Origin of the sequence: Kocuria atrinae (assembly GCF_039531425.1) — a bacterium.
GTDB lineage: Bacteria > Actinomycetota > Actinomycetes > Actinomycetales > Micrococcaceae > Kocuria > Kocuria atrinae.
The window spans coordinates 92,043-112,630 of record NZ_BAAAQA010000002.1 but is presented as its reverse complement, the minus strand read 5'-3'; the positions used below and the strand labels follow the sequence as shown (position 1 = coordinate 112,630).

Genomic DNA, 20,588 nt, shown 5'->3' with positions numbered 1-20,588 from the left:
CACACACAAGAAGTAGAGAGCGGGGCCGGTACCGAAGTACAGGCCCCGCTCTGGTCAACACCCCCGGTTGACGGTCAGGCTGTTCAGGCGGAATTTAGAACAACGCTCGCATCAGCTGACCGCGCGCAGCCGTGACCCGCGGATCCTCCGAACCGACCACGTCAAAGAGTTCCACCAGGCGCTCGCGCACGGTGTCCTTGTCGTCTCCGAAAGTGGTCCGCACCAGCTGAAGCAGGCGCCGGAACGCGTCCTCCACGTGGCCACCGGAGACGTCCAGATCCGCCACGTCGAGTGCCGCCTGAATGTTCTGCGGATCGTCCGCGGCCGCCTGACGCACGGCGTTCGCATCCATTGCGTTGACGCGCTGGAGCAGGCGCACCTGGGTGAGAGCAAGCTTCGCGTCCTTGTCTCCCGGGTTTTCCGCGAGCGCCTTGTTGTAGCTGGCCTCAGCGCCGTCCAAGTCACCGGCCTCGAGTTTCTCGAGTGCCTCCTGGTGCAGCGGGGGCAGTTCCTTGGGCGCCGCCGGCGCGGTGGGTTCGGCCGTGCCGGTCACCCCGTTCTGGGCCGCCAGGGTGAGCAACTCGTCCAGGAGCTGACGCATCTGCTCCGCCGGTACGGTCGAGTTCACCAACGGAACGGCCTGTCCACCGAGCATGGCCACCACCGTGGGCACACTCTGGGCCTGGAACACCTGTGCGATCTGCTGTTCCTTGGAAGCGTCCACGGTGCCCAGCAGGAGACGTCCCTGGTAGCTATCGACCAGCCCGGCCAGTGTCTCGACAAAGGCCTCGGAGTCCGGGCTCTGCGGCGCGTACAACGCCACGACCACGGGCACGGTGGCCGATTGCTCGGCGTATTTCTGGAAGTCCTGCGCGGTGATGCTCACGCGGTAGCTTGCATTGCCGCCATCCGCCGTCGACGACGCTGCCCCGCTACCTGCCGCTCCCCCGGATTGCATCGCGCCGAGATCCACGGCACCACGCACGGACGCCGGCACGGCCTGTGCCTGCGCATCGGGCTGACCCTGTTGTGCCTGCGGTCGCTGCTGGCCTGATTGCTGAGGGAATTCAGTCATACTCGGTCTCCTTCGTAGCCTCGTCCTCGCACGCCCGGACTCAACACCAAGAAGGGGTCGATGACCGGCCGCGTCGATCCTGCACTACAGCCATTATCGTCACGCGCGCCGCAAGTGCCCCAATGCGGGCGTGCGTTGTACGCTTCCGGCGTGACCACCTCACCCTTGCCGCCGGCAAAGTCTGCCCAAAGATTCCGTCCGTCGCGCCATCGTTTCGATGTGCCACCAGAGCCGGGGACCATTCCCGGTTCCACGCCGGCGCCGCGCCGTGCCCCGTGGGACAAGGGTCTTTTCGCCGGTGGTCACCCGGTGCAGACCGGCTTCTTCCTGACCCTGGGCGTGGGTATTGCCTTGCTGGGGTTCTACGTGCTGACCAACGTGGGCAGTTTGGCGGGTTGGGTGGTTACCGCTGCGTTCATTGCGTTGGGCCTGGATCCCATTGTGCGCTGGCTCGAGTCCCGCGGGTTGCCACGGCCCGTAGCTGTTACCGCGGTGATCATTGCTTTGGCCATGGCCATCACCGCCTTCATCGTGCTGGCAGTTCCTCGCATGGTGCACCAGGCGCAACAGTTCATGGGCACCATTCCGGAGCTGGTCAATCAGTTCATGGGTTCCTCGTTCTTCGAGGCCCTGGACGAGCGGTTCAAGATTGCCGCGACCTTTGAACAAACCGTTGGATCTTTGCAGACGCAGTTGTCCACCAACCAGGATCTGCTGGGTGGCATGTTCGGTTCGGTCGTGAGCGTGGGTGGTGTGGTCATCAACGCGGTCACGGGCACGATCATCGTGATGGCCCTGACCCTGTACTTCCTGTTTTCGCTGCCCATGGCCAAGGCGTGGGGATACCGTCTGGCCCCGGCCAGCCGCCGCGCACGCGTCCAGAAGTTGGGCGACCAGATGATCAACGGCGTGGGTAACTACGTGGTCGGTCAGGCGTGCGTGGCCCTGATCAACGCCTCCGTGGCCTTTGTCCTGATGACCATCACCGGCGTCCCCTATGCCACCTTGCTCGTGCTCTTCGTGGCCGTACTCGCTTTCATCCCCCTGGTCGGCGGCGTTCTTGCCGGGATCTTGATGACACTGTTCGCCATTCTGGGCGGCTGGGACACCGTGCTCCCCTTTGCCCTGTGCTACTTCGCGTACCTCCAGATCGAGGCGTATTTCGTCTCGCCCCGCATCATGAAGCGCGCTGTGGCCGTCCCCGGCGCAGTGGCCGTCATTGCCGTGGCCGCCGGTGGCGCCCTGTGGGGAATCCTCGGTGCTGTGATCGCGATTCCCACTGCCGCGGCCGGTCTGCTCCTGGTTCGCGAGGTCTTCGTCCCCCGCCAGGACGCTCGCTAGTGCTCCCCCGACGACGACGCCGCTCGGCCTGGTTCCGCCGGCAGCCCACCGCATTGCTCACTAGCTCGAACCGCCGTCTCGTCTCGTTCCTCGATCCGGCCAGCCATGCACAGTGCTGAAACCCGCCGAGCGAGAGAGCGGCGTCGTATGCTCCCGGGTGAGCGGCGTCGCCATCGGAGCGATAGGCTTGCCCGGTGCGATTGGTAATAGCTGACTGTTCCGTGCGGTACGAAGGCCGCCTCAATGCTCTTCTGCCCCTTGCCCGGCGCCTCCTCATGCTGAAGGCGGACGGGTCCGTGCTGGTGCATTCCGACGGCGGTTCCTACAAACCGCTGAACTGGATGAGCCCGCCCGCCAAACTGCACGTGGGTGAGCCGACCCCCGAGCAGATCGCGGAGGGTGTCCGAGAATCATGGATCGTGCAAGCGGCGAAGTCCGATGACCGGCTGCTGATCGACGTCTACGAGATCCACGAGGACATCGGTCACGACCTGGGAGTGGATCCCGGACTGATCAAGGACGGCGTGGAAGCGGATCTACAGCGATTGCTTGCCGAACAAATCACGCTGCTCGGAGAAGATTTCTCTTTGGTGCGCCGCGAGTACCCCACGGCCATCGGTCCGGTGGACATCCTGGCTCGTGACGGTTCCGGGGCCAGCGTGGCAGTGGAGCTCAAACGCCGCGGTGACATCGACGGTGTCGAACAACTCACCCGCTATCTCGAACTGCTCAACCGCGATCCTCTGCTGCGGCCTGTGCGCGGTGTCTTCGCAGCTCAACAGATCAAACCACAAGCCCGCACTCTGGCCCACGACCGCGGTATTGAATGTGTGACCTTGGACTACGAGGAGATGCGCGGCAACGTGGACACTCAATCGCGGCTCTTCTAGGGGCGATAGGTACCCGAGGGTAGGCAAACAAACCGTGAATGACAGGCGACATTTGTCATCAGCAGACTGATAGCTGTTGACCTTGGTCTCCGGGTGTGTGAAGCTAGTACCGTTCTTCGCTTCATGTTTTACATGCTCGCAGGAATGGTAGCGAGCGTGAAGTTCTGACTGGCGCTGTGGCGCAACATCTAGTGAGCCGCATCCACAGCCTTCTCGCGGTACCTGTTCAGGTGTACAAAAACAAGTACACGCATTTATTTACTCCAGAAGGAGCGCCCCATTATGGCTCAGGGCACCGTTAAGTGGTTCAACGCAGAGAAGGGCTTCGGCTTCATTACCCCGGACGACGCTGAGGGTGACGTTTTCGTTCACTACAGCGAAATCCAGACCGGTGGATTCCGCACTCTCGAAGAGAACCAGCGCGTCGAGTTCGAAATCGGTCAGGGCCAGAAGGGCCCCCAGGCTACCGGCGTGACTGTCATCTGATAGTTTCACCCCGAACGAAACCCCGCATCCAGGTGGATGCGGGGTTTTGTGTTTGTCGGCCACCGACCGGGCTAGTCGGCGAGAATGCGGGGTGACGGACCAGCATTGTGTGCCTGGCCCGTCACCCGATCAAAATCTGAATCGCGCTAGGGCAATTCTCAGAACAAGCCGCCCACGATGCGCCGCTGCACGTTGGCGCCCGCGCTCGAAAGCCGTTCCACGAAATGCTCGTACCCGCGGTCGATGTGCTCCACCCCTGAGACCTCCGTGACACCCGTGGCAGCCATGCCCACAATCGCCAGAGCCGCGCCCGCGCGGATGTCCTTGGCCTCAACCGGTGCGCCGGACAATTGAAGCGCGGGGAGTCCGTCGATCCGGGCGTGATGACCATCCAGCCGAACTCGAGCTCCCAAGCGCTCCAGCTCCGCCGTGAAACCCCAGCGGGCCTCGAAGACGTTCTCCGTGACCATTCCGGAGCCCTCGGCCACCGCGTTCAACGCCACAACGAACGGTTGGAGGTCCGTGGGGAAACCCGGATACGGCAAGGTCGAGACATTAATGGCCGTGGGTCGCTCAGGCCCCTGCACGGTGAACCGCCCCTGGGACGTGTCGATCGTGCAACCGGCACCGCGCAGCTTCTCGAGGACCATGGTCAGGTGGGCGGGTTCAGCGCCCTCGATCTCCACGCGCCCACCAGTGATTGCCGCCGCAAACGCCCACGTCCCGGCCACGATGCGGTCCGGAACGGTGCGGTGCGTGACGGGATGCAGTTTTTGGGCACCCTCTATGGTGATGGTGCTCGTCCCCAAGCCATCGATGTGAGCGCCCATTTCCTGCATCATGCGCCCGATGTCCACGATCTCGGGCTCACGAGCGGCATTCTCCAGAACCGTGACACCGTCCGCCAGAGCCGCGGCCATCATGAGGTTCTCCGTGGCCCCCACCGACGGGTAGTCCAGGTGATAGGTGGTTCCGTGCAGGTTGTCCGCCACGGAGGCCCGCAGGAAACCCTTCTCGATGCTCAACTGAGCACCCATGGCCTCAAGACCGGCGCGGTGCATGTCCAGACCGCGTGAACCGATCGCGTCCCCACCGGGCAATGCCACCTCAGCGCGGTGGCAGCGGGCCACCAGCGGGCCCAGAACGGATATGGAGGCGCGCATTGCGCGGACCAGATCGTAGTCCGCCTGGTGCCCCAGGACCTCGGGAACATCGATGTCCACGGTCTGCTGCGCCGGGTCGTAACGAACCGTGCACCCCAACCGACGCAACAGCTCCGCCATGATGGTGACGTCCTGGATCTCAGGGACGTTGGTGATGGTCGACTCCCCCGCTGCCAGCAGGGTTGCCGCCATCAGTTTGAGCACACTGTTCTTGGCCCCCGATACCGGGAGCACCCCGGACACCTTGGTGGGTCCGTGAACCTCGATCTTCTCTTCCATGGGGTCCTCCAGATCACGCGGTCAGCACCACGCTCTCAGACTGCACGAGCCCCCGTACCCAATAGGTACGGGGGCCACGATGCGCGTTCTAGCTACGAACTACTTACTCGGACTCGGACTGTCCATCGAAATCAACCTCGTCCGCAACAACCGTCACGCGGTTGCTGTCGACCGAGATGAATCCCGAGTCAATGTGACCGCTCAGGCGACCGCCGTCCACACGCTCAACGGCGAACTTGCCCGGCCTGAGCAGACCCGCAACCGACTCGTGTCCGGGGAGGATGCCAATGTCACCCTCCGTGGTGCGAACACGAACCATCTTGGCGGTACCTGCCCAAATCTTACGGTCCAGGGCAACAACCTCGACAATGAGTTCAGCCATGATTACTTCTCGCCGGTCTGGGACTTGATCTCGTCCCAGCGCTGCATGACATCGTCCAGGCCACCCACGTTGTAGAACGCCTGTTCCGGAACGTGATCCAGCTCGCCGTCGCAGATCTTGCCGAAGGCCTCAATGGTTTCCGCGAGCGGAACCGTGGAGCCCTCGACACCGGTGAACTGTTTGGCGGTGTAGGTGTTCTGGGACAGGAACTGCTCGATGCGACGGGCGCGGGAGACCACGACCTTCTGCTCTTCGGAGAGCTCTTCGACACCGAGGATCGCGATGATGTCCTGGAGTTCCTTGTTCTCCTGCAGGATGCCCTTGACGCGGGTTGCCACGTCGTAATGCGCCTGGCCCACGTACTGCGGGTCCAGGATGCGGGAGGTCGAGGACAGCGGGTCGATAGCCGGGTACAGACCACGCGAGGCGATTTCACGGGACAGCTCGGTGGTGGCGTCCAAGTGCGCGAAGGTGGTGGCCGGAGCCGGGTCGGTGTAGTCATCCGCGGGCACGTAAATGGCCTGCATGGACGTAATCGAGTGACCGCGAGTCGAGGTAATGCGCTCCTGGAGCACACCCATCTCGTCCGACAGGGTGGGCTGGTAACCCACGGCGGAGGGGATACGACCCAGCAGGGTCGACACCTCGGAGCCGGCCTGCGTGAAGCGGAAGATGTTGTCGATGAACAGCAGCACGTCCTGGTTCTGAACATCGCGGAAGTACTCCGCCATGGTCAGGCCGGACAGGGCCACGCGCAAACGAGTTCCAGGCGGCTCATCCATCTGGCCGAACACCAAGGCGGTGTCCTTGAGCACGCCGGCTTCTTCCATCTCGACCCACAGGTCGTTACCTTCACGGGTACGCTCGCCCACACCGGCGAACACGGAGGTACCACCGAAGTTACGGGCAACACGGGTGATCATTTCCTGGATCAGCACGGTCTTGCCCACACCGGCACCGCCGAACAGACCGATCTTACCGCCCTTGATGTAGGGGGTCAGAAGGTCAATGGACTTGATGCCGGTTTCCATCATTTCGGTGGAACCCTCGAGCTCCGCGAAGGACGGCGCCTTGCGGTGGATGGGCCAGCGATCCTGGACATCCAGCTCTTCGATGGGCAGGTCCAGCGAGTCACCCAGCACGTTGAAGATGTGGCCCTTGACCACGTCACCAACGGGCACGGAGATCGGGGCGCCGGAGTCCTTCACCTGGGTACCGCGCACCAGACCGTCGGTCTGCTGCAGGGAGATGGCGCGAACCATGTTGTCGCCCAAGTGCTGCGCTACCTCGAAGGTGATCTTGCGAGGTTCGCCATTGAACTCGTAGTCGGCGGTCAAAGCGTTGTAGACGGCGGGAACCTGGTTCTCAGGGAACTCGACGTCGACCACGGGGCCGATCACTCGGGCGACACGGCCGGTCGCGCCCCCCGAGACCGGCTGTGCGGCCTGTTCATTGATAGTGGCAGTCATTTCTCTCACTTCATTTCGGCGGTGGGTAGTGGCGGAACCCTGGTTACAGGGCCTCGGCGCCACTGACGATTTCGGTCAGCTCGGTGGTGATCTCGGCCTGGCGGGCGTTGTTCATCAAACGGGTGTACTTCTTGATGAGTTCATCCGCGTTGTCACCGGCGGCCTTCATGGCTCGCTGACGGGAAGCCAGCTCACTGGAGGCCGCGTGGCACAGGGTCGAGTAGATACGAGACTTGATGTAACGAGGCAGCACCTCGTTGAGGAACTCCTCCGGGTTCGGCTCGAACTCGAAATTGTTGTTCGTCTCCTCGAGATCCTCGTAGTCCTCGGCCACTTCGTCATCGAGTTCGTTGGCATCGACCACCTCGATGGGAAGCAACCGAAGAACGCGCGGCTCCTGCGTCACCATGGACTTGAAAGCCGTGTACACCAGGTGGATCTCGTCCACGCCACCGTCGTCGTAGCTCGCGCTGATGTCGCCGAACAGACGCTCGGTCAATTCCTCAGCACGCTCGGGGTTGGCGTTGTCGGTATCGCCCGTCCAGAACTCGTCGTAATCGCGGCGACGAAAATCGAAGTACGCCTTGGCTTTACGACCCACCAGATAGACCCGAACTTCCCGGCCCTCCGAGTTCAGCATCTCCAACAAACCCTCAGCGCGCTTGAGCACGTTGGATGAGTAGGAGCCGGCCAAACCGCGGTCGGACGTGAAGATCACCACTGCGGAACGACGCACGTCATCCACGGTGGAGGTCAACGGGTGGGAAATATTGTGCTGAGACGCGATCTGGGAGACCGCACGGGTCAGCGCGTTGGCGTACGGGTACGCCGCTTCGAGGCTCTGACGGGATTTGTTGATGCGCGAAGTCGCGATCATCTCCATCGCCTTGAAGATCTTCTTCATTGACGAGGTGGATGAGATCTTCTGTCGGTAGACCCGAATCTGCGCTCCCATGAAACTTCCTTTCGGCACCGCAGCGGTGTGCCGTCACCGGCACACCGCTGACTCGGTTACTTCCTGACGATCTTTTCCTGGTTGACGTCCTCGGTCTCGAGGGACTCGTGCTCCTCGTGACCGGGCTCAATCCCGTGGTTCGAACCGCGGAAGTCGCGCTTGACCTCGGCAACAGCCGTCTTCAACGCGTCGATTGCGTCGTCCTCGAGCTTGCCCGTGGATTCGATGGAATCCATCACGTTGGTGGTTCGACGGACCTGTTCGATCAGGGCCTTCTCGAACTCATTCACGTTGGCAACATCGACGTCGTCGAGCTGACCGGTGGTACCTGCCCAGATGGACACGACCTGATCCGCCACGGGGTACGGGGTGTACTGGGGCTGCTTGAGCAGCTCCATCAGACGTTCACCGCGAGTCAGCTGCTGACGTGATGCGGCATCCAGATCGGATGCGAACATCGCGAACGCCTGCATGGAGCGGTAGGAGGCCAGATCCAGCTTCAACGTACCGGAGACCTTCTTCATGGCCTTGACCTGAGCGGCACCGCCCACGCGGGACACGGAGATACCCACGTCCACTGCGGGGCGCTGGTTCGCGTTGAACAGGTCCGACTGGAGGAAGATCTGACCGTCGGTAATCGAAATCACGTTGGTCGGAATGAACGCGGAGACGTCGTTCGCCTTGGTCTCGATGATCGGGAGACCGGTCATCGAACCGGCACCGAGCTCGTCGGAGAGCTTGGCGCAACGCTCCAGCAGACGGGAGTGCAGGTAGAACACGTCACCCGGGTACGCTTCACGTCCCGGCGGGCGGCGCAGCAACAGGGACACGGCACGGTAGGCCTCGGCCTGCTTGGACAGATCGTCGAACACGATCAGAACGTGCTTGCCGTTGTACATCCAGTGCTGACCGATAGCGGAACCCGCATACGGAGCGAGGTACTTCAGACCGGCCGACTCGGAAGCCGGCGCAGCCACGATGGTGGTGTACTCCAGGGCCCCGTTGTCCTCGAGGGTCTGACGCACCGAAGCAATGGTGGATGCCTTCTGGCCGATGGCCACGTAGATGCAGCGCACCTGCTTATCGACATCGCCGGTTTCCCAGTTGGAACGCTGGTTCAAAATGGCGTCCACGGCAATAGCGGTCTTACCGGTCTGGCGGTCACCAATGATCAGCTGACGCTGGCCACGGCCGATCGGGATCATGGCGTCAATAGCCTTGATACCGGTCTGCAGCGGTTCGTGAACCGACTTACGCATGGTCACGCCCGGAGCCTGCAGCTCCAGCTCGCGACGACCGTCGGTCGCAACCGGTCCCAAATCGTCCAGCGGCTCGCCCAGGGGATCCACCACGCGGCCGAGGTAACCCTCGCCCACCGGTACGGACAGAACCTCACCGGTACGGTGAACTTCCTGGCCCTCTTCGATGCCCTGGAACTCGCCCAAAACCACAACACCGATGTCGCGGGTGTCGAGGTTCAAGGCCAGACCAAGAACACCGTTCTCGAACTTCAGGAGTTCGTTGGCCATGACCGAGGGAAGACCCTCGACACGCGCAATACCGTCAGCGGCACTGGCGACACGTCCGACTTCTACTCGTTCTGCATTGCCGGGTTCGTAGGACGCCGCGAACTCGTTCAGCGCACTACGGACTTCGTCGGCATTGATGGTCACATCGGCCATCTGCTGTCCCTGCTCTCTACGTTTCGTGATCATCGCCCGCGCAATGACCTAACTTCTTCTAGTCGCGATGCGTTGCCCCATCGCCTGCTGACCGTGTCAACGGCCGGTGGAGGCAACGCGACGAGATGCCGGCATCGACCGACTCCCCGCGATCCCCGCTCCACCAGGGGATCAGGCTCCGATTCGCTGCTGCAATTGGCCCAGACGATGAGTCACGGACCCGTCGATGACTTCCTCACCGACCTGCACTCGCAAGCCGCCGATCAGTGAGCGGTCCACCTCGACAGCGAGCTTGAGATCCCGCTGGTACAGAGCGTTGAGGCTCTGACGCAGTTTCTCCAACTGCTCGTGGCTCAACGGACGAGACGTCACGATGCGGGCGATCCAACGCTGCTGCCGATCGGCAACAACTTCTGCGAAGCGCTCGATCAAACGACCGGGCAAAGCTCCACGCGGCTCGCTGACGGCGCGCTGAGTCAACAGTGCGCCCTCTTCAGATGCATTGGGCATCAGTCGGGATGCGAGCTGTGCCTTGGCTCCCGCGCTAGCGCGCGAATCTGCGAAGGCACCCTGGATCTCCTCGGAGTGATCCACGGTGTTCTTGAACTGAATCAGTTCATCCACCAGGGATTCCATGGCATTGAGGCCCCCGCGGTTCTCGGCAGCCGCAGCTGCCATCATCACTGCGGTTCGTTCAATGCCGTCACCGAGCTGTCGCTCGTTGGCGGAGCGCTGCTTCACAAGCTCGGACACGATCTCGATAGCGGGATCCTGTTCCTCATTGCCCAACAGTCGGTGCACGAAACCGGACACCGCTTCAACGGTGTCGGACTTGTGGGTCCGCTCCCCGAAGAGCCTGTGTACGAGTTTCACGCGATCGTCGGCGGCGCGTGACGGATCCGTCAGCGCCCGACGCAGTGCGCCGTTGCCGTCGATGACGTCGAGCATGCCGAACAGCTGCTTGGCTGTTCCGACGTTTGCTTCCGAAGCCCAGCGATCAATGTCCACTGTGAGGGGACGGTAGGGTTCGTTCGATGCTTCTGCCATTACCGTGCAGCTCCTGTGCGACCCTGCTCGGATTCAAGATCTGCCAGGAAGCGATCGACAACGCGGTTTGCACGAGCGTCGTCGTTCAGGGATTCCCCGACGATCTTGGAAGCGAGCTGTGTTGCCAAGGTGCCAACCTCGTCGCGCAATGAAACCACTGCGGCGGCACGCTCGGCCTCGATGGCCTTGTGTGCGTTCTCGGTGATCCGAGCGGATTCGACGTTGGCGCGATCCTTGAAGTCCGCGAGGATCTTCTCGCCCTCGGTGCGGGCTTCCTCACGAATCTTCTGGGCTTCGAGGCGGGCGCTCTCAAGCTGCTGGTTGTACTCGTCGCGAGCGGCCTTGGCCTCTGCCTGAGCGGCCTTGGCCTTGGCAAGTCCACCTTCGATGGCTTCGGTGCGGTCGCGGTAGACCTTCTCGAACGCCGGAACGATGAACTTGATCGCGATGAAAAGCAGAATCAGGAACCCAATGGCGGTGATCAGCATTTGCCAGACATTGGGGAACAGGGGGCTAGCCCCTTCTTCTGCTGCCAACAACATTGCGGTCATGTGCGCGATTCCTGTTCTCTAGTTAAGGACTAAGTGCGGACGAGCCGCTCTTAGAGGAGTGCGAGCACGAAGCCCAGGATGGCCAGAGCCTCGACCACGGCGAAGCCCATGAACAGCATCGGCTGAATCACGCGCTGGGACTCGGGCTGGCGAGCAACTGCCTGCATGTAAGCAGCGAAGATCAAACCCACACCGATGCCACCACCGATGGCAGCGAGACCGTAGCCAATGACGCTAAGCGAACCTTCCATTATGGATATTTCCTTTCTGGGTGCCCGTGTCGGGCAGTGATGCCATTACTGGAATCGTAAATGGACGATGGTCACATCAGCGGTCCGATCGGACCACTGCTTCGTGGGGTCAGTGCCCCTCCTGCAGTGAGCCCTGTACATACACGGCAAACAGCAGGGTGAAGATGTAGGCCTGCAGGATCTGAATCAGAACCTCCAGGAAGTAAATGAAGAGGCCCAGGATCACGCCGAAAACGGATCCACCGATACCGAGTGCTCCACCCACGCCGGTGGCGAGGTAGGCGGTGAAGCCGGCGGCGACCATGATGGCCATGTGGCCGGCGAACATCGTGGCGAACACACGAAGTGCGTGCGTGACGGGGCGGATGATCATGTTCGAGAGGAACTCGAGCGGGATCAACACGATGTAGAGAACCTTGGGAACGTCCGGCGGCATGGTCATCTTGACGAAGAAGCCGCCGAAGCCGTGGCGCTTGATACCCACGAAGACCCACACGATGTAGGCGATGGCCGCGAAGACGTACGCGGTGCCCGGGTGGGAGAAGGTCGGAAGCTGCAGCACCGGAATGGAGCCGAACAGGTTGTTGACCAGGATGAAGAAGAAGAACGTGAAGAGCAGCGGGATGTACGGGCGGAATTCCTTCTCGCCGATGATGTCGCGGCCCAGGTGGTTACGGACAAAGCCGTAGCCCATTTCGCCCAGGTACTGACCCTTGGAGGGGACCAGGGCGCGGCGGCGGACGACGTACATGAAGAACCCAGCGATGAGAACCACCGACAACAGGATCAACAAAGAATGCTTGCCGACTTCGAAAGTGCCCACGGAGAAGAAGGGAGGCAGGTGCGCGTCCTCAACTGACGGGGCCACGAATTCGGCCGGAATCCTCAAGGCGGGGTTCAATACGGGTCCTTTCTGCGGTATCCAGACCGGTCACACTCGGGGCGTGGGGCCCTGATCAGACTTCGATGTCTTTGTCGGGTTCTCCATCTGGGTCGAACTGGAGTTCAGGCCCTCCCGCATGTGGAGGTAACCAAGATAGATCCCAGCAGCCGCACCTAAGACGGCTCCCACGATCACCAACCACCCTGTTCCCAGCAGGTGATCCGCGCCCCAGCCTACCAAACTCCAGAAGCCTCCACCGACCACGATGTACAGCAACATGGTGAGGCCTCCCGCCAAACCACCTCGCTGAACGAGCTCGCCCGCGGTACTGAGCGTGTCATCGGAGGGAGCACCGGTTTCAGAGGTTCCGACACGCCCACCGTCATGTTTCTGGGAGTTGGAGAAATCGCGTTCACGCTTGGCCATGATCTTCTCCTTCGGTCGGTTCAGTCGCCCTGTTATCCAGAGTAGTGGGCGAGCTGTTCTCTCCCTGATCCGCTGCGGCCTTCTGCTCGGCCGCCTCTTGCTCTTGCTTGGCACGCACCGCCGCCGCGTAATCACTGGCCAAAACCGTGCTCGCCCGCATGGCAACGGGTGCCAGACCCAACCAGGAAACCACCAACCCGGCAGCCACGGTAATGGCAAAACCGCGGGTCTGTAGCCACTCGGGCGCTCCCACAAAGATGAGGTACCAGCCCATCACCACGACCTTGAGAAGGTACAGAAGGGCAAGCGCCGGTGCTGTCGCAGCCGGAGCCACTCGATACATCAACGCGGACATGAACACCGTGAGACCGGTGCTCAGCATGACCAGTCCGCCCCCCACCGCAATGGACCGCCACAGCGGATCGAATTCGATCACCGCCGCACAGGTGAGGAGAATCACAGCAAGAAGTATGGATGTGACGCTCAGAACCAAAACCGAGCGGCCATAGGCCTCGGGGGGTTCGGCTGTCGGCTCAGAACTCGCTGAGTGCGCGGAGGCAGGAACGGCGTGACTCATGAACCCACGGCCCGGCGACGTCGTCCTGTGAACGGGCGCAGAACCCGGGGCAGGCACAGGTACAACACAACGACAGCGGCGCTGGCCAGGCCCGCGAGAACCGACCCGGCGCCGTCGGCGCGCACACCCCAGAGGGAAATCAGACTGACCAGGGCCGTGGCCACGGTGACCACCAACGAGGACTGCACGTGAGTCAGGCCCACGTCCGTGAGGCGCTGATAGACGTGCTCGCGGTGGGGTTTGTACCAGATCTCACCACGTTGCACCCGCTTGATCAGGGTCACGGTAGTGTCCGCCAAGTAGATCACCAGCGGGGGCAGCAAGTACTCCACGTACACCCCGGACAGGAACGCGCCGATCGCGATCGCGACCAGGCTGCCGCCCAGGACATAGGAGCCGACGTCGCCCAGGAACACCGTGCCACGGCTCAGGTTCCACGGCAGGAATCCGGCGAAGGCCCCCGCCACGATCAGGCCTGCGCACATCATCCAGGTCATCTCATTCGCGGCACCGGCCCAGGCGTAGAACAGACCCACCACGGTGCCGTGCATTCCGGAGATCCCGTTGATCCCGTCCATGAAATTGGCGATGTTGATGTAGGCCACCGCGGCGATGACCCCCACGGGCCACCACCACACGGCGATTCCCAGGGAGATGATCATGGCGCCGGTTCCCACCGCCCCAATCAGCATCTGCACGCCCAGGCGGGTCCCCACGGAAGCGCCGCGGTAGTCCTCCATCCATCCCAGGGCCGCACTAGCCACAATCATGGCCAGCACAATGAGGGCCACGGAACGATCCACTTCCACCACGCCCAGGATGAGCGCCAGTGTGTACATGACCACGATGGCCACGGCGACGGCGAGACCCATGCCGCGGATCACCGGCCGGTCATGTGAGGACCTGTCCGAGGGGATGTCAATGACGCCCCACCGTGCCAGCAATGGTTTGATCACGAACGGCAGCAGGACGGAAATGAGCAATGCCCCGCCGCCCAGCCAGAGAGCGAGAGTCAGTAGATGTTCCAGGGTGTCGGCCTGCGGTATGGCCCCGGGGCCTTCGATGCGCGACGACACGAACGGTGCGGCAGTGATGATCGGGCCTGTCATGAGTTCTCTCCCCCGTTGCGGTCTGCGTAGGGGGATGGCTTCTGATGTTCCTTGGCTCGCGGGACGGAAAAGTCCGTGATGCGGGGCTGGGTGCTGTCCTTGATCACGGGGATGGAACCGGTGAACAGCATGCCGCCCCGTACCTTCCACACGTGCCGATCCAGGTGAGCCGGGTCCAAGCGCTCGGCCTTGGCGTGGGAGATCTTGGGGTGGAGGGGACGTTCGTCGCTCTCGCCGGCACCGATCAGGTCCTCGTGGAGCTTCTCACCGTGGCGCAGCCCGGTAATGACGATCTCCACGTCCTCGCGGCCGGACATTGCACGCAGTCGTTCGGCGACGTCCAGAATCCTGACGGGTTCGCCCATGTCCAGGATGAGAACCTCTCCCCCGCTGGCAATGGCGCCTGCCTGGATGACCAGCTGGCAGGCCTCGGGAATGGTCATGAAATACCGAGTGGCGTCCGCGTGGGTCACCGTAATGGGGCCTCCCTGGCGGATCTGCTCCGCGAAGAGCGGCAGCATGGAACCGCGCGAGCCGAACACGTTGCCGAAGCGCACTGACGCATATCGTTTACCGGTCTGCCCCGCCATCCACGCAGTCAGCTTCTCCGCCACGCGCTTGGAGTGACCCAGTGCGGTGGTGGGGTTCGCAGCCTTGTCCGTGGAGACGTTCACAAACACATCCACGTCCACCTTGGCGGCCGCGTTGAGCACGTTGAGCGTGCCCATCACATTGGTCTTCCAGGCTTCGTCCGGGAACTGCTCCAACAGGGACACGTGCTTGAGTGCGGCGGCGTGGAACACGACTTCGGGTTGCCGCCGCTCGAAAATGTGCTCGAGCGACTCGGTGTCCCTGATATCCGCGAGTACCGTGTCGTTGCCGTCCAGCAAGCCGCGACCGGTGATCGAGATCTGGGTGGATTGCAGACCGGTCTCATCACGGTCCAGCATGATCAGTTCGGCGGGTTCGAATCCCACGAGCTGACGGCACAGCTCCGAACCGATGGAACCGCCCGCGCCCGTGACCAGGACGCGCTTGCCCGTGACGTAGCCCGCGATCGCGTCCACGTGGATGTCCACCGGGCGACGACCGATCAGATCCTCCATGGCGATGTCCCGCAGGTCCACGCTCTGCTTACTGCCCGTCAACATGTCGGTGATCGGTGGCACGGTCATCACGCGCGTGTTGGTTCCGGCCACGGCGTCGGAAACGCGGCGCATGAGGCGCGGCTCGACATCGGAAATGGCCACGATCAACACCGCGGATCGCGTGCTTTCCAGGACCTGCGCGACGTCGTGCAGCGTGCCCATCACGGGAACAGACGAGATTCGCAGGTGCTTCTTGGCGGGGTCGTCGTCAATGAGGGCGACGGGCAAGAACTCGGAGGACGGGTCCTGCATCATGCGGTGAACCAGGAATGTACCCAGGTAACCGGCTCCGAACACCACCACGTGCTGGGCCTCGGCCCCGGGCTTGGCCGTGGATTCCTGGTACATGCGCTTGAGATAGCGGAAGGCCGCCATGAACAAACACGCGAAGGGGAACGCGATGAAACCAATGGATCGTGGGATCCCCATGGCCACGCCGAATACCAGCAATACGACCTCGAGGATGGCTGTGACAATCACCGTCACCACGACCAGGAGTTTGGCCTCTTCAAAACTGCCGAAGGAATAGCGGCCCTTATAGAGGGCGAAAGAGAATCCCACCACCATCTGGCAGGCGACGGCCACGGCGCACGTGATCACCAGGCCGCCCACGGAGACGAACTGCACGTTCATCTCGTAGCGCAGAAGCACCGCCACGCACATGGCAACGATCCACGCGGCGGAATCCAGAATCATCTGGATCCACAACCACGCAACCGGCTTCTCCGCCGAGGGGGTATTGATGTGGGGGTTCCCCATGCGCGTTGACGTCCTTTCGAGCACGCGAACTAGCCGTTGCGGTGACCCACCATGAATCGGTAGGCCGTTTCCCGCACTTTCAACGGCACAAATCTGTAGCCGCCTCGCACGATCACGTTCGTGGCCCATTGTATGAACCCCACGTACCCTAAACGGCGCAATTTCCTTTGCAACGCCATCTCGGCCAGAAACACGCGGAGTCCCCCGCGTCTTTCGTAGGACCCGGCCGAGACTCGGTAGCCGACGAGCGGATCAGAGACATTCCGCACGTCAGCCCCTGCGTGGAGCATGCGCGCCCACAACCAATAGTCCTCGGCCATGGGCACGTGTTCATAACCACCGACCGCTTCCACCGCGCTGCGACGGAACACCACGGACGGGTGGGAAATCGGATTGCGGCGTTTGCCCACGCTCTCGATTTCCATCCGACCCACCGGCGCCTGCCGCAGCGCGACGGGCGCTGATTCGTCCTCGCCGATCTCGTGCATCGAGGCGCCGACCAGGTCGGCGCCGTCCTCGATCAACGGCAATTGCCGTTCGAAGCGATCCGGGTAAGAGATATCGTCAGCGTCCGCACGGGCCACCACGTCGTGGGTGCACCACAGCAGCCCGGTGTTCAGGGCATTGGTGAGTCCCGCATTGTGTTCCAGTTCCACACGCACCACGGGCACCGCCGACGCCGCGCTGATCCGGTCCAGCTCGTCGGTGATCTCTTGGGGCACGGGGCCATCACGTACGATCACGACCTGCGAGGGCGGGCGGGTCTGCTCATGGGTGTTGGATTCGACGGCGCGGCGCACCCGGTGGGCGGAGTCTCCTCGGTAGACGGGTACCAACAACGAGAAGGGCACGGGACATTCTGCGGGGTTCAGGGGCTCAGCGAGGGCCACCGAAACCACGTCCCCGCATCCCGTTGATGTACCGGCCAGCCCAGGTACGCAGTCCCTTGAGGTCTCTGCGTTGCAGGTAGTACGCCGGATAACCGATCGCGTCCGCGCCCAACTGGACCACGCGCTTGTACCGCCACGACACGTAGCCGCGGTTACGGAAGAAATGCTGCTGTTTGAACTGGCCCGGGGGAATCAGCACCTGGAGCTTGCCGGGAATGACAACCTGCTCCTCGTCCCATCCCGGCGGGTGCGCCACAGCGGTGGTGGTCACGGTGCCGAACGGCAAACCGGACTTACGCAGGCGCACCAAGAAATCCACTTCGTCTCCGCGCAGGAACAACTTGAGATCCGGGAGCCCCACGGTGAAGAACACCGACTCGTCCATGAGTGCGCCATTAAAAAAGGCCGCGTAGGAAGGAATAAACTCTAAAGGTTCAATGTCATCTCGAGAGTGAGTAATGCTCCCCTCGAGGCGGAACGGGAAGGAAAGCGTCCCGTGATCCTGCGGTGCCACGATCAGCGGGGACACCACCGCCAGACTCCGTTCGGCGGCAGCTCGGCGCAGGGTCCGCAAGCAGTTCTCGTCCTCCGGATGCGCGTCATCGTCCATGAGCCACACTTGGTCCGCGCCAGTGGACAGGGCGGTGAGAATTGCGAGCGAGAAACCACCCGCGCCACCCAGGTTCGCTTCCGAACGCAGGTAACGAAGCTCAAAGGCACCGTCGATTAACTCGCGGAGATGAGCCGCGTCCAGCGCCGCCTTGCCCGCGTCCACCAGACACAGACTGTCGATCGGATCGGATTGGCTCCTGAGGCCAACGATGAGCTGTTCAACATCGCGGGGACGGTCCTGCGTCACGCACGCGACACTGACGCGTTGGCTCTGCGCCGGGCGTGAACTGGCTCGAGTCATGATTGCTCCCGCGGAAAGTACTGTGAGGGACCTACAAATTCAGGCCCCGATGGACTCACGGATTCTATCAACGCGCGGCTGACAATCTCCCGGACACGGTCAGCGCGTGGTTGCTGCCGTACGATGAAGAAACCAATGTCGGGAGGAGATTCACCGTGACAGCTAGTAGCTGGCGAGTACTCGGAGCCACGGGCTTTGTGGGGTCGGCCATCACCACTGCCCTGCAGACCAAGAACATTGCCGTGACCCCGGTGTCCACGCCCCGGTTGGCCTCACCGGCCACGACCGTGCACCACGTGATCGAGCACGCCCATCGACTGGAGTCGGTCATCGATTACCTGGCCGATTCGTTTGCCGGCGCGGACATCGTGGTCAACGCCGCTGGCCTGGCCGCGCCCGACCAGACTCATCAGCAGTCCTTGACGGGCGCTAATGCTCTGCTCCCCGTTCTCGTTGCTCTGGCCGCGCACCGCACCGGTGTCCGCCGGGTCATTCACATCAGCTCGGCCTCCGTCCAGGGTGACGCCCCGGTACTGGACGAATCGATCCGCACCGCGCCGTTCTCTGCTTACTCCCTGTCCAAGGCGCTCGGTGAATCCGCCCTGTACCGCTTGCGCGCCGATTGGGAGGACCAGCCACACGCGCCGCACATCACGGTGTTGCGGGCAACCTCGGTCATGGGCAGCGGCCGACGCACCACGCGCTTGCTCGCCAAGTTCGCGTCCTCGGTGTTCTCCTCAGTCGCAGGTGACGGCACCGCACCCACGCCCGTGACCTCGGTCAAGGCCCTCGCCCAGTTCGCGGTGGCCGCGGGAGAGTTCCCGGAGCCGTTGCCAGCCGTGATTCTGCAGCCGTGGGAGGGTGCGACCACCGGGTCCGTTCTGCGCGACGCCGGTCACCGCCATCCGCTGCAATTGCCGCCGTTCCTGTGCCGTGCCGTGATCGACGCCGGATACTGGGTTTCTCGGCTGGCCAATAATCGTTTCAACGGAGCAATCCGCCGCCTGGAGGTCACCTGGTTCGGTCAACGGCAGGTGCCCGGGTGGGCCCACGAGAACGGCGTGATTCCCGAGCCCAATGTGCAAGAGGTGCTGCGTCAGGCGCATTTGTCGCTGGGTAAATAACCCCGGATAACAAAGACGAGGACCGCAACCGTTTCGGTTGCGGTCCTGGTCTTATCGTCGGAAGTTGCGCGGCGTTTCAGGCGCCGTTGACCAAGCGATTGGCCTCGTCCACACTCAGGGCGGCGGTGCCGCCCCATCGGGGCTGAGAAATATCCGCTCTGTTCCGATTCTGGTCCACCCGCGCGCCGGGTTTCGCAGTCGCGTTCTGCACCAACGCCCTAGCGACCTCGGCCTCGGGGGCTCCGGGTTCGACCAACGGCTCAGCGGCCGTCCCGCGAGAGACGCGGTCGCTCGCATCGCCCTGTTGGCGCCACCGGTCGATCGTGCGTTCCACTTCGGCTCGCGACGGCGACGCGGTCACGGTCACGTCGGCCGTGGTCTCCCCCGCTGCACCGTGTGTGTCGTCGTCACCGGCTCCCTCGCTCGGTGCATCGACATGGTCATGCTCACCGGTTTCGCCCCCATCACCGTGCTCCGCCGATGCATCATTGGAACCACCCACCGAATCGTCCCCACCATCAACGGTGGAAACCACGTTCCGTAAATCATCGAGACCGATGGCGCCCAGGCGCAACACCACGGGAACTTCACCGGTGCAATCGATAATGGTCGACGGAAGGCCGTCGGGATTTTCAGCTTGGTGGTCAGCGCTGGGGCGAGGACCGTCGTCGAGGTAGAGCGCTACCCTGTCCTGGAGCATGTCCTGAGCGTCATCCGCCGAGAGCGCGGCCGGCATGCCCGTGAGGTTCGCCGACGACACAGCCATGGGGCCGACCCGTTCGAGTACCTGGCGAGCGACGGGATCGTCCGGAACCCGCAGCGCCACGGTTCCGTGGGTCTCGCCAAGATCCCAGCCAAGGGTCGGCTGGGCCCAACACACGAGAGTGAGGGCACCCGGCCAGAATGCATCGGCCAGGGCGCGGGCCTCGTCCGACACCTGGTCGGCCAGCCCCTCCATGACTCCGGGATTGGCAATCAGCACGGGAGGGGGCATTTGGCGGGTACGGCCCTTGGCACCGAGTAGTGTCTGGACACCCATGGGGGAAAACGCGTCGCAACCGATGCCGTACACGGTGTCCGTGGGCAGGACGATGCATTCGCCGTCCGCCATCACACGGGCCGCGTGATCGATCGCGGCACCCATGGATTCCTGGTCTGCGCACTTGTACGTGGCACTCACGAGCGTCT

At 62.8% G+C, this 20,588-nt stretch carries 21 protein-coding genes; 4 read left to right on the top strand and 17 right to left on the bottom strand.

The annotated features are described in order from the left end of the window. Positions 1 to 94: 94 nt before the first annotated feature. Positions 95 to 1,075 (bottom strand): tetratricopeptide repeat protein, encoded by a 981-nt coding sequence (locus ABD283_RS01115; RefSeq protein ID WP_344223224.1) that lies wholly within the window; start codon positions 1,073 to 1,075, stop codon positions 95 to 97. A 219-nt stretch (positions 1,076 to 1,294) separates the two neighbouring features. Here ABD283_RS01115 and ABD283_RS01110 point away from each other — a divergent pair, with 219 nt between their 5' ends. From ABD283_RS01110 to ABD283_RS01100, 3 genes are all read left to right on the top strand, one after another. Next, positions 1,295 to 2,416 (top strand): AI-2E family transporter, encoded by a 1,122-nt coding sequence (locus tag ABD283_RS01110; RefSeq protein WP_344223223.1) that lies wholly within the window; start codon positions 1,295 to 1,297, stop codon positions 2,414 to 2,416. Positions 2,417 to 2,610: 194 nt separating this feature from the next. Next, positions 2,611 to 3,306, top strand: coding sequence for an endonuclease NucS (nucS, locus tag ABD283_RS01105; RefSeq protein ID WP_344223222.1), 696 nt, complete (start codon positions 2,611 to 2,613; stop codon positions 3,304 to 3,306). Positions 3,307 to 3,588: 282 nt separating this feature from the next. Beyond that, positions 3,589 to 3,792 (top strand): cold-shock protein, encoded by a 204-nt coding sequence (locus tag ABD283_RS01100; protein ID WP_095797343.1) that lies wholly within the window; start codon positions 3,589 to 3,591, stop codon positions 3,790 to 3,792. A 158-nt stretch (positions 3,793 to 3,950) separates the two neighbouring features. Here ABD283_RS01100 and murA read toward each other — a convergent pair whose 3' ends face one another. The 15 genes from murA to ABD283_RS01025 all read right to left on the bottom strand — a co-directional run bounded on the left by murA (position 3,951) and on the right by ABD283_RS01025 (position 18,276). Further along, positions 3,951 to 5,234, bottom strand: coding sequence for a UDP-N-acetylglucosamine 1-carboxyvinyltransferase (gene murA / locus ABD283_RS01095; protein WP_344223221.1), 1,284 nt, complete (start codon positions 5,232 to 5,234; stop codon positions 3,951 to 3,953). A 103-nt stretch (positions 5,235 to 5,337) separates the two neighbouring features. Next, positions 5,338 to 5,616, bottom strand: a complete 279-nt coding sequence (locus ABD283_RS01090) for a F0F1 ATP synthase subunit epsilon (protein WP_344223220.1) — start codon at positions 5,614 to 5,616, stop codon at positions 5,338 to 5,340. Between the two features lie 2 nt (positions 5,617 to 5,618). Continuing rightward, positions 5,619 to 7,085 carry a F0F1 ATP synthase subunit beta gene (gene atpD, locus ABD283_RS01085; protein WP_344223219.1) on the bottom strand — a complete coding sequence of 489 codons (1,467 nt, stop codon included), beginning with the start codon at positions 7,083 to 7,085 and terminating at the stop codon, positions 5,619 to 5,621. 43 nt (positions 7,086 to 7,128) lie between these two features. Then, positions 7,129 to 8,040, bottom strand: coding sequence for a F0F1 ATP synthase subunit gamma (locus ABD283_RS01080; protein WP_344223218.1), 912 nt, complete (start codon positions 8,038 to 8,040; stop codon positions 7,129 to 7,131). Between the two features lie 56 nt (positions 8,041 to 8,096). Further along, complete coding sequence (gene atpA, locus ABD283_RS01075; protein ID WP_344223217.1) at positions 8,097 to 9,755, bottom strand: F0F1 ATP synthase subunit alpha; 1,659 nt, start codon at positions 9,753 to 9,755, stop codon at positions 8,097 to 8,099. 138 nt (positions 9,756 to 9,893) lie between these two features. Continuing rightward, positions 9,894 to 10,769, bottom strand: coding sequence for an ATP synthase F1 subunit delta (gene atpH / locus ABD283_RS01070; protein ID WP_344223215.1), 876 nt, complete (start codon positions 10,767 to 10,769; stop codon positions 9,894 to 9,896). After that, positions 10,769 to 11,320: a F0F1 ATP synthase subunit B gene (locus ABD283_RS01065; RefSeq protein ID WP_344223214.1), complete on the bottom strand. Its 552-nt coding sequence runs from the start codon at positions 11,318 to 11,320 to the stop codon at positions 10,769 to 10,771. Before ABD283_RS01065 ends, atpH begins: the two co-directional genes overlap by 1 nt. Before the next feature lie 50 nt (positions 11,321 to 11,370). Continuing rightward, a complete protein-coding gene (locus tag ABD283_RS01060; RefSeq protein WP_016996283.1) occupies positions 11,371 to 11,571 on the bottom strand; it encodes an ATP synthase F0 subunit C in 201 nt (66 codons plus the stop codon). A gap of 109 nt (positions 11,572 to 11,680) precedes the next feature. Then, positions 11,681 to 12,472 carry a F0F1 ATP synthase subunit A gene (atpB, locus tag ABD283_RS01055; RefSeq protein WP_344223213.1) on the bottom strand — a complete coding sequence of 264 codons (792 nt, stop codon included), beginning with the start codon at positions 12,470 to 12,472 and terminating at the stop codon, positions 11,681 to 11,683. A gap of 30 nt (positions 12,473 to 12,502) precedes the next feature. Continuing rightward, positions 12,503 to 12,880 carry an AtpZ/AtpI family protein gene (locus ABD283_RS01050; protein ID WP_344223212.1) on the bottom strand — a complete coding sequence of 126 codons (378 nt, stop codon included), beginning with the start codon at positions 12,878 to 12,880 and terminating at the stop codon, positions 12,503 to 12,505. After that, complete coding sequence (locus tag ABD283_RS01045) at positions 12,867 to 13,340, bottom strand: hypothetical protein (RefSeq protein WP_344223211.1); 474 nt, start codon at positions 13,338 to 13,340, stop codon at positions 12,867 to 12,869. The genes ABD283_RS01050 and ABD283_RS01045 overlap by 14 nt, the downstream gene beginning before the upstream one ends. Before the next feature lie 113 nt (positions 13,341 to 13,453). Further along, on the bottom strand, positions 13,454 to 14,566 hold the full coding sequence (locus tag ABD283_RS01040; RefSeq protein WP_344223210.1) for an MraY family glycosyltransferase: 1,113 nt from the start codon (positions 14,564 to 14,566) through the stop codon (positions 13,454 to 13,456). Continuing rightward, the gene (locus ABD283_RS01035) at positions 14,563 to 16,473 is read right to left on the bottom strand and encodes a polysaccharide biosynthesis protein (protein ID WP_344223209.1); all 1,911 of its coding nucleotides are present in this window, start codon (positions 16,471 to 16,473) and stop codon (positions 14,563 to 14,565) included. The genes ABD283_RS01040 and ABD283_RS01035 overlap by 4 nt, the downstream gene beginning before the upstream one ends. Before the next feature lie 29 nt (positions 16,474 to 16,502). Then, positions 16,503 to 17,324 (bottom strand): glycosyltransferase, encoded by an 822-nt coding sequence (locus ABD283_RS01030; RefSeq protein ID WP_344223208.1) that lies wholly within the window; start codon positions 17,322 to 17,324, stop codon positions 16,503 to 16,505. A gap of 25 nt (positions 17,325 to 17,349) precedes the next feature. Next, complete coding sequence (locus tag ABD283_RS01025; RefSeq protein ID WP_344223207.1) at positions 17,350 to 18,276, bottom strand: glycosyltransferase; 927 nt, start codon at positions 18,274 to 18,276, stop codon at positions 17,350 to 17,352. 155 nt (positions 18,277 to 18,431) lie between these two features. Between ABD283_RS01025 and ABD283_RS01020 the strand changes: the two genes are divergently transcribed. Next, positions 18,432 to 19,400 carry an NAD-dependent epimerase/dehydratase family protein gene (locus ABD283_RS01020; RefSeq protein ID WP_344223206.1) on the top strand — a complete coding sequence of 323 codons (969 nt, stop codon included), beginning with the start codon at positions 18,432 to 18,434 and terminating at the stop codon, positions 19,398 to 19,400. Positions 19,401 to 19,476: 76 nt separating this feature from the next. Here the strand turns inward: ABD283_RS01020 and ABD283_RS01015 are convergent, their stop codons facing one another. After that, entirely contained in the window at positions 19,477 to 20,580 is a 1,104-nt protein-coding gene (locus ABD283_RS01015) for an L-threonylcarbamoyladenylate synthase (protein WP_344223205.1), read from the bottom strand. Between the last annotated feature and the right edge of the window lie 8 nt (positions 20,581 to 20,588).

What these genes read in the sequence shown, in the direction of transcription:
- ABD283_RS01115 (WP_344223224.1), bottom strand. Translation starts at nt 1,075, where the DNA reads ATGACTGAATTCCCTCAGCAATCAGGCCAGCAGCGACCGCAGGCACAA.
- ABD283_RS01100 (WP_095797343.1), top strand. Translation starts at nt 3,589, where the DNA reads ATGGCTCAGGGCACCGTTAAGTGGTTCAACGCAGAGAAGGGCTTCGGC.
- murA (WP_344223221.1), bottom strand. Translation starts at nt 5,234, where the DNA reads ATGGAAGAGAAGATCGAGGTTCACGGACCCACCAAGGTGTCCGGGGTG.
- ABD283_RS01090 (WP_344223220.1), bottom strand. Translation starts at nt 5,616, where the DNA reads ATGGCTGAACTCATTGTCGAGGTTGTTGCCCTGGACCGTAAGATTTGG.
- atpD (WP_344223219.1), bottom strand. Translation starts at nt 7,085, where the DNA reads ATGACTGCCACTATCAATGAACAGGCCGCACAGCCGGTCTCGGGGGGC.
- ABD283_RS01080 (WP_344223218.1), bottom strand. Translation starts at nt 8,040, where the DNA reads ATGGGAGCGCAGATTCGGGTCTACCGACAGAAGATCTCATCCACCTCG.
- atpA (WP_344223217.1), bottom strand. Translation starts at nt 9,755, where the DNA reads ATGATCACGAAACGTAGAGAGCAGGGACAGCAGATGGCCGATGTGACC.
- atpH (WP_344223215.1), bottom strand. Translation starts at nt 10,769, where the DNA reads ATGGCAGAAGCATCGAACGAACCCTACCGTCCCCTCACAGTGGACATT.
- ABD283_RS01065 (WP_344223214.1), bottom strand. Translation starts at nt 11,320, where the DNA reads ATGACCGCAATGTTGTTGGCAGCAGAAGAAGGGGCTAGCCCCCTGTTC.
- ABD283_RS01060 (WP_016996283.1), bottom strand. Translation starts at nt 11,571, where the DNA reads ATGGAAGGTTCGCTTAGCGTCATTGGCTACGGTCTCGCTGCCATCGGT.
- ABD283_RS01050 (WP_344223212.1), bottom strand. Translation starts at nt 12,880, where the DNA reads ATGGCCAAGCGTGAACGCGATTTCTCCAACTCCCAGAAACATGACGGT.
- ABD283_RS01040 (WP_344223210.1), bottom strand. Translation starts at nt 14,566, where the DNA reads ATGACAGGCCCGATCATCACTGCCGCACCGTTCGTGTCGTCGCGCATC.
- ABD283_RS01035 (WP_344223209.1), bottom strand. Translation starts at nt 16,473, where the DNA reads ATGGGGAACCCCCACATCAATACCCCCTCGGCGGAGAAGCCGGTTGCG.
- ABD283_RS01025 (WP_344223207.1), bottom strand. Translation starts at nt 18,276, where the DNA reads ATGACTCGAGCCAGTTCACGCCCGGCGCAGAGCCAACGCGTCAGTGTC.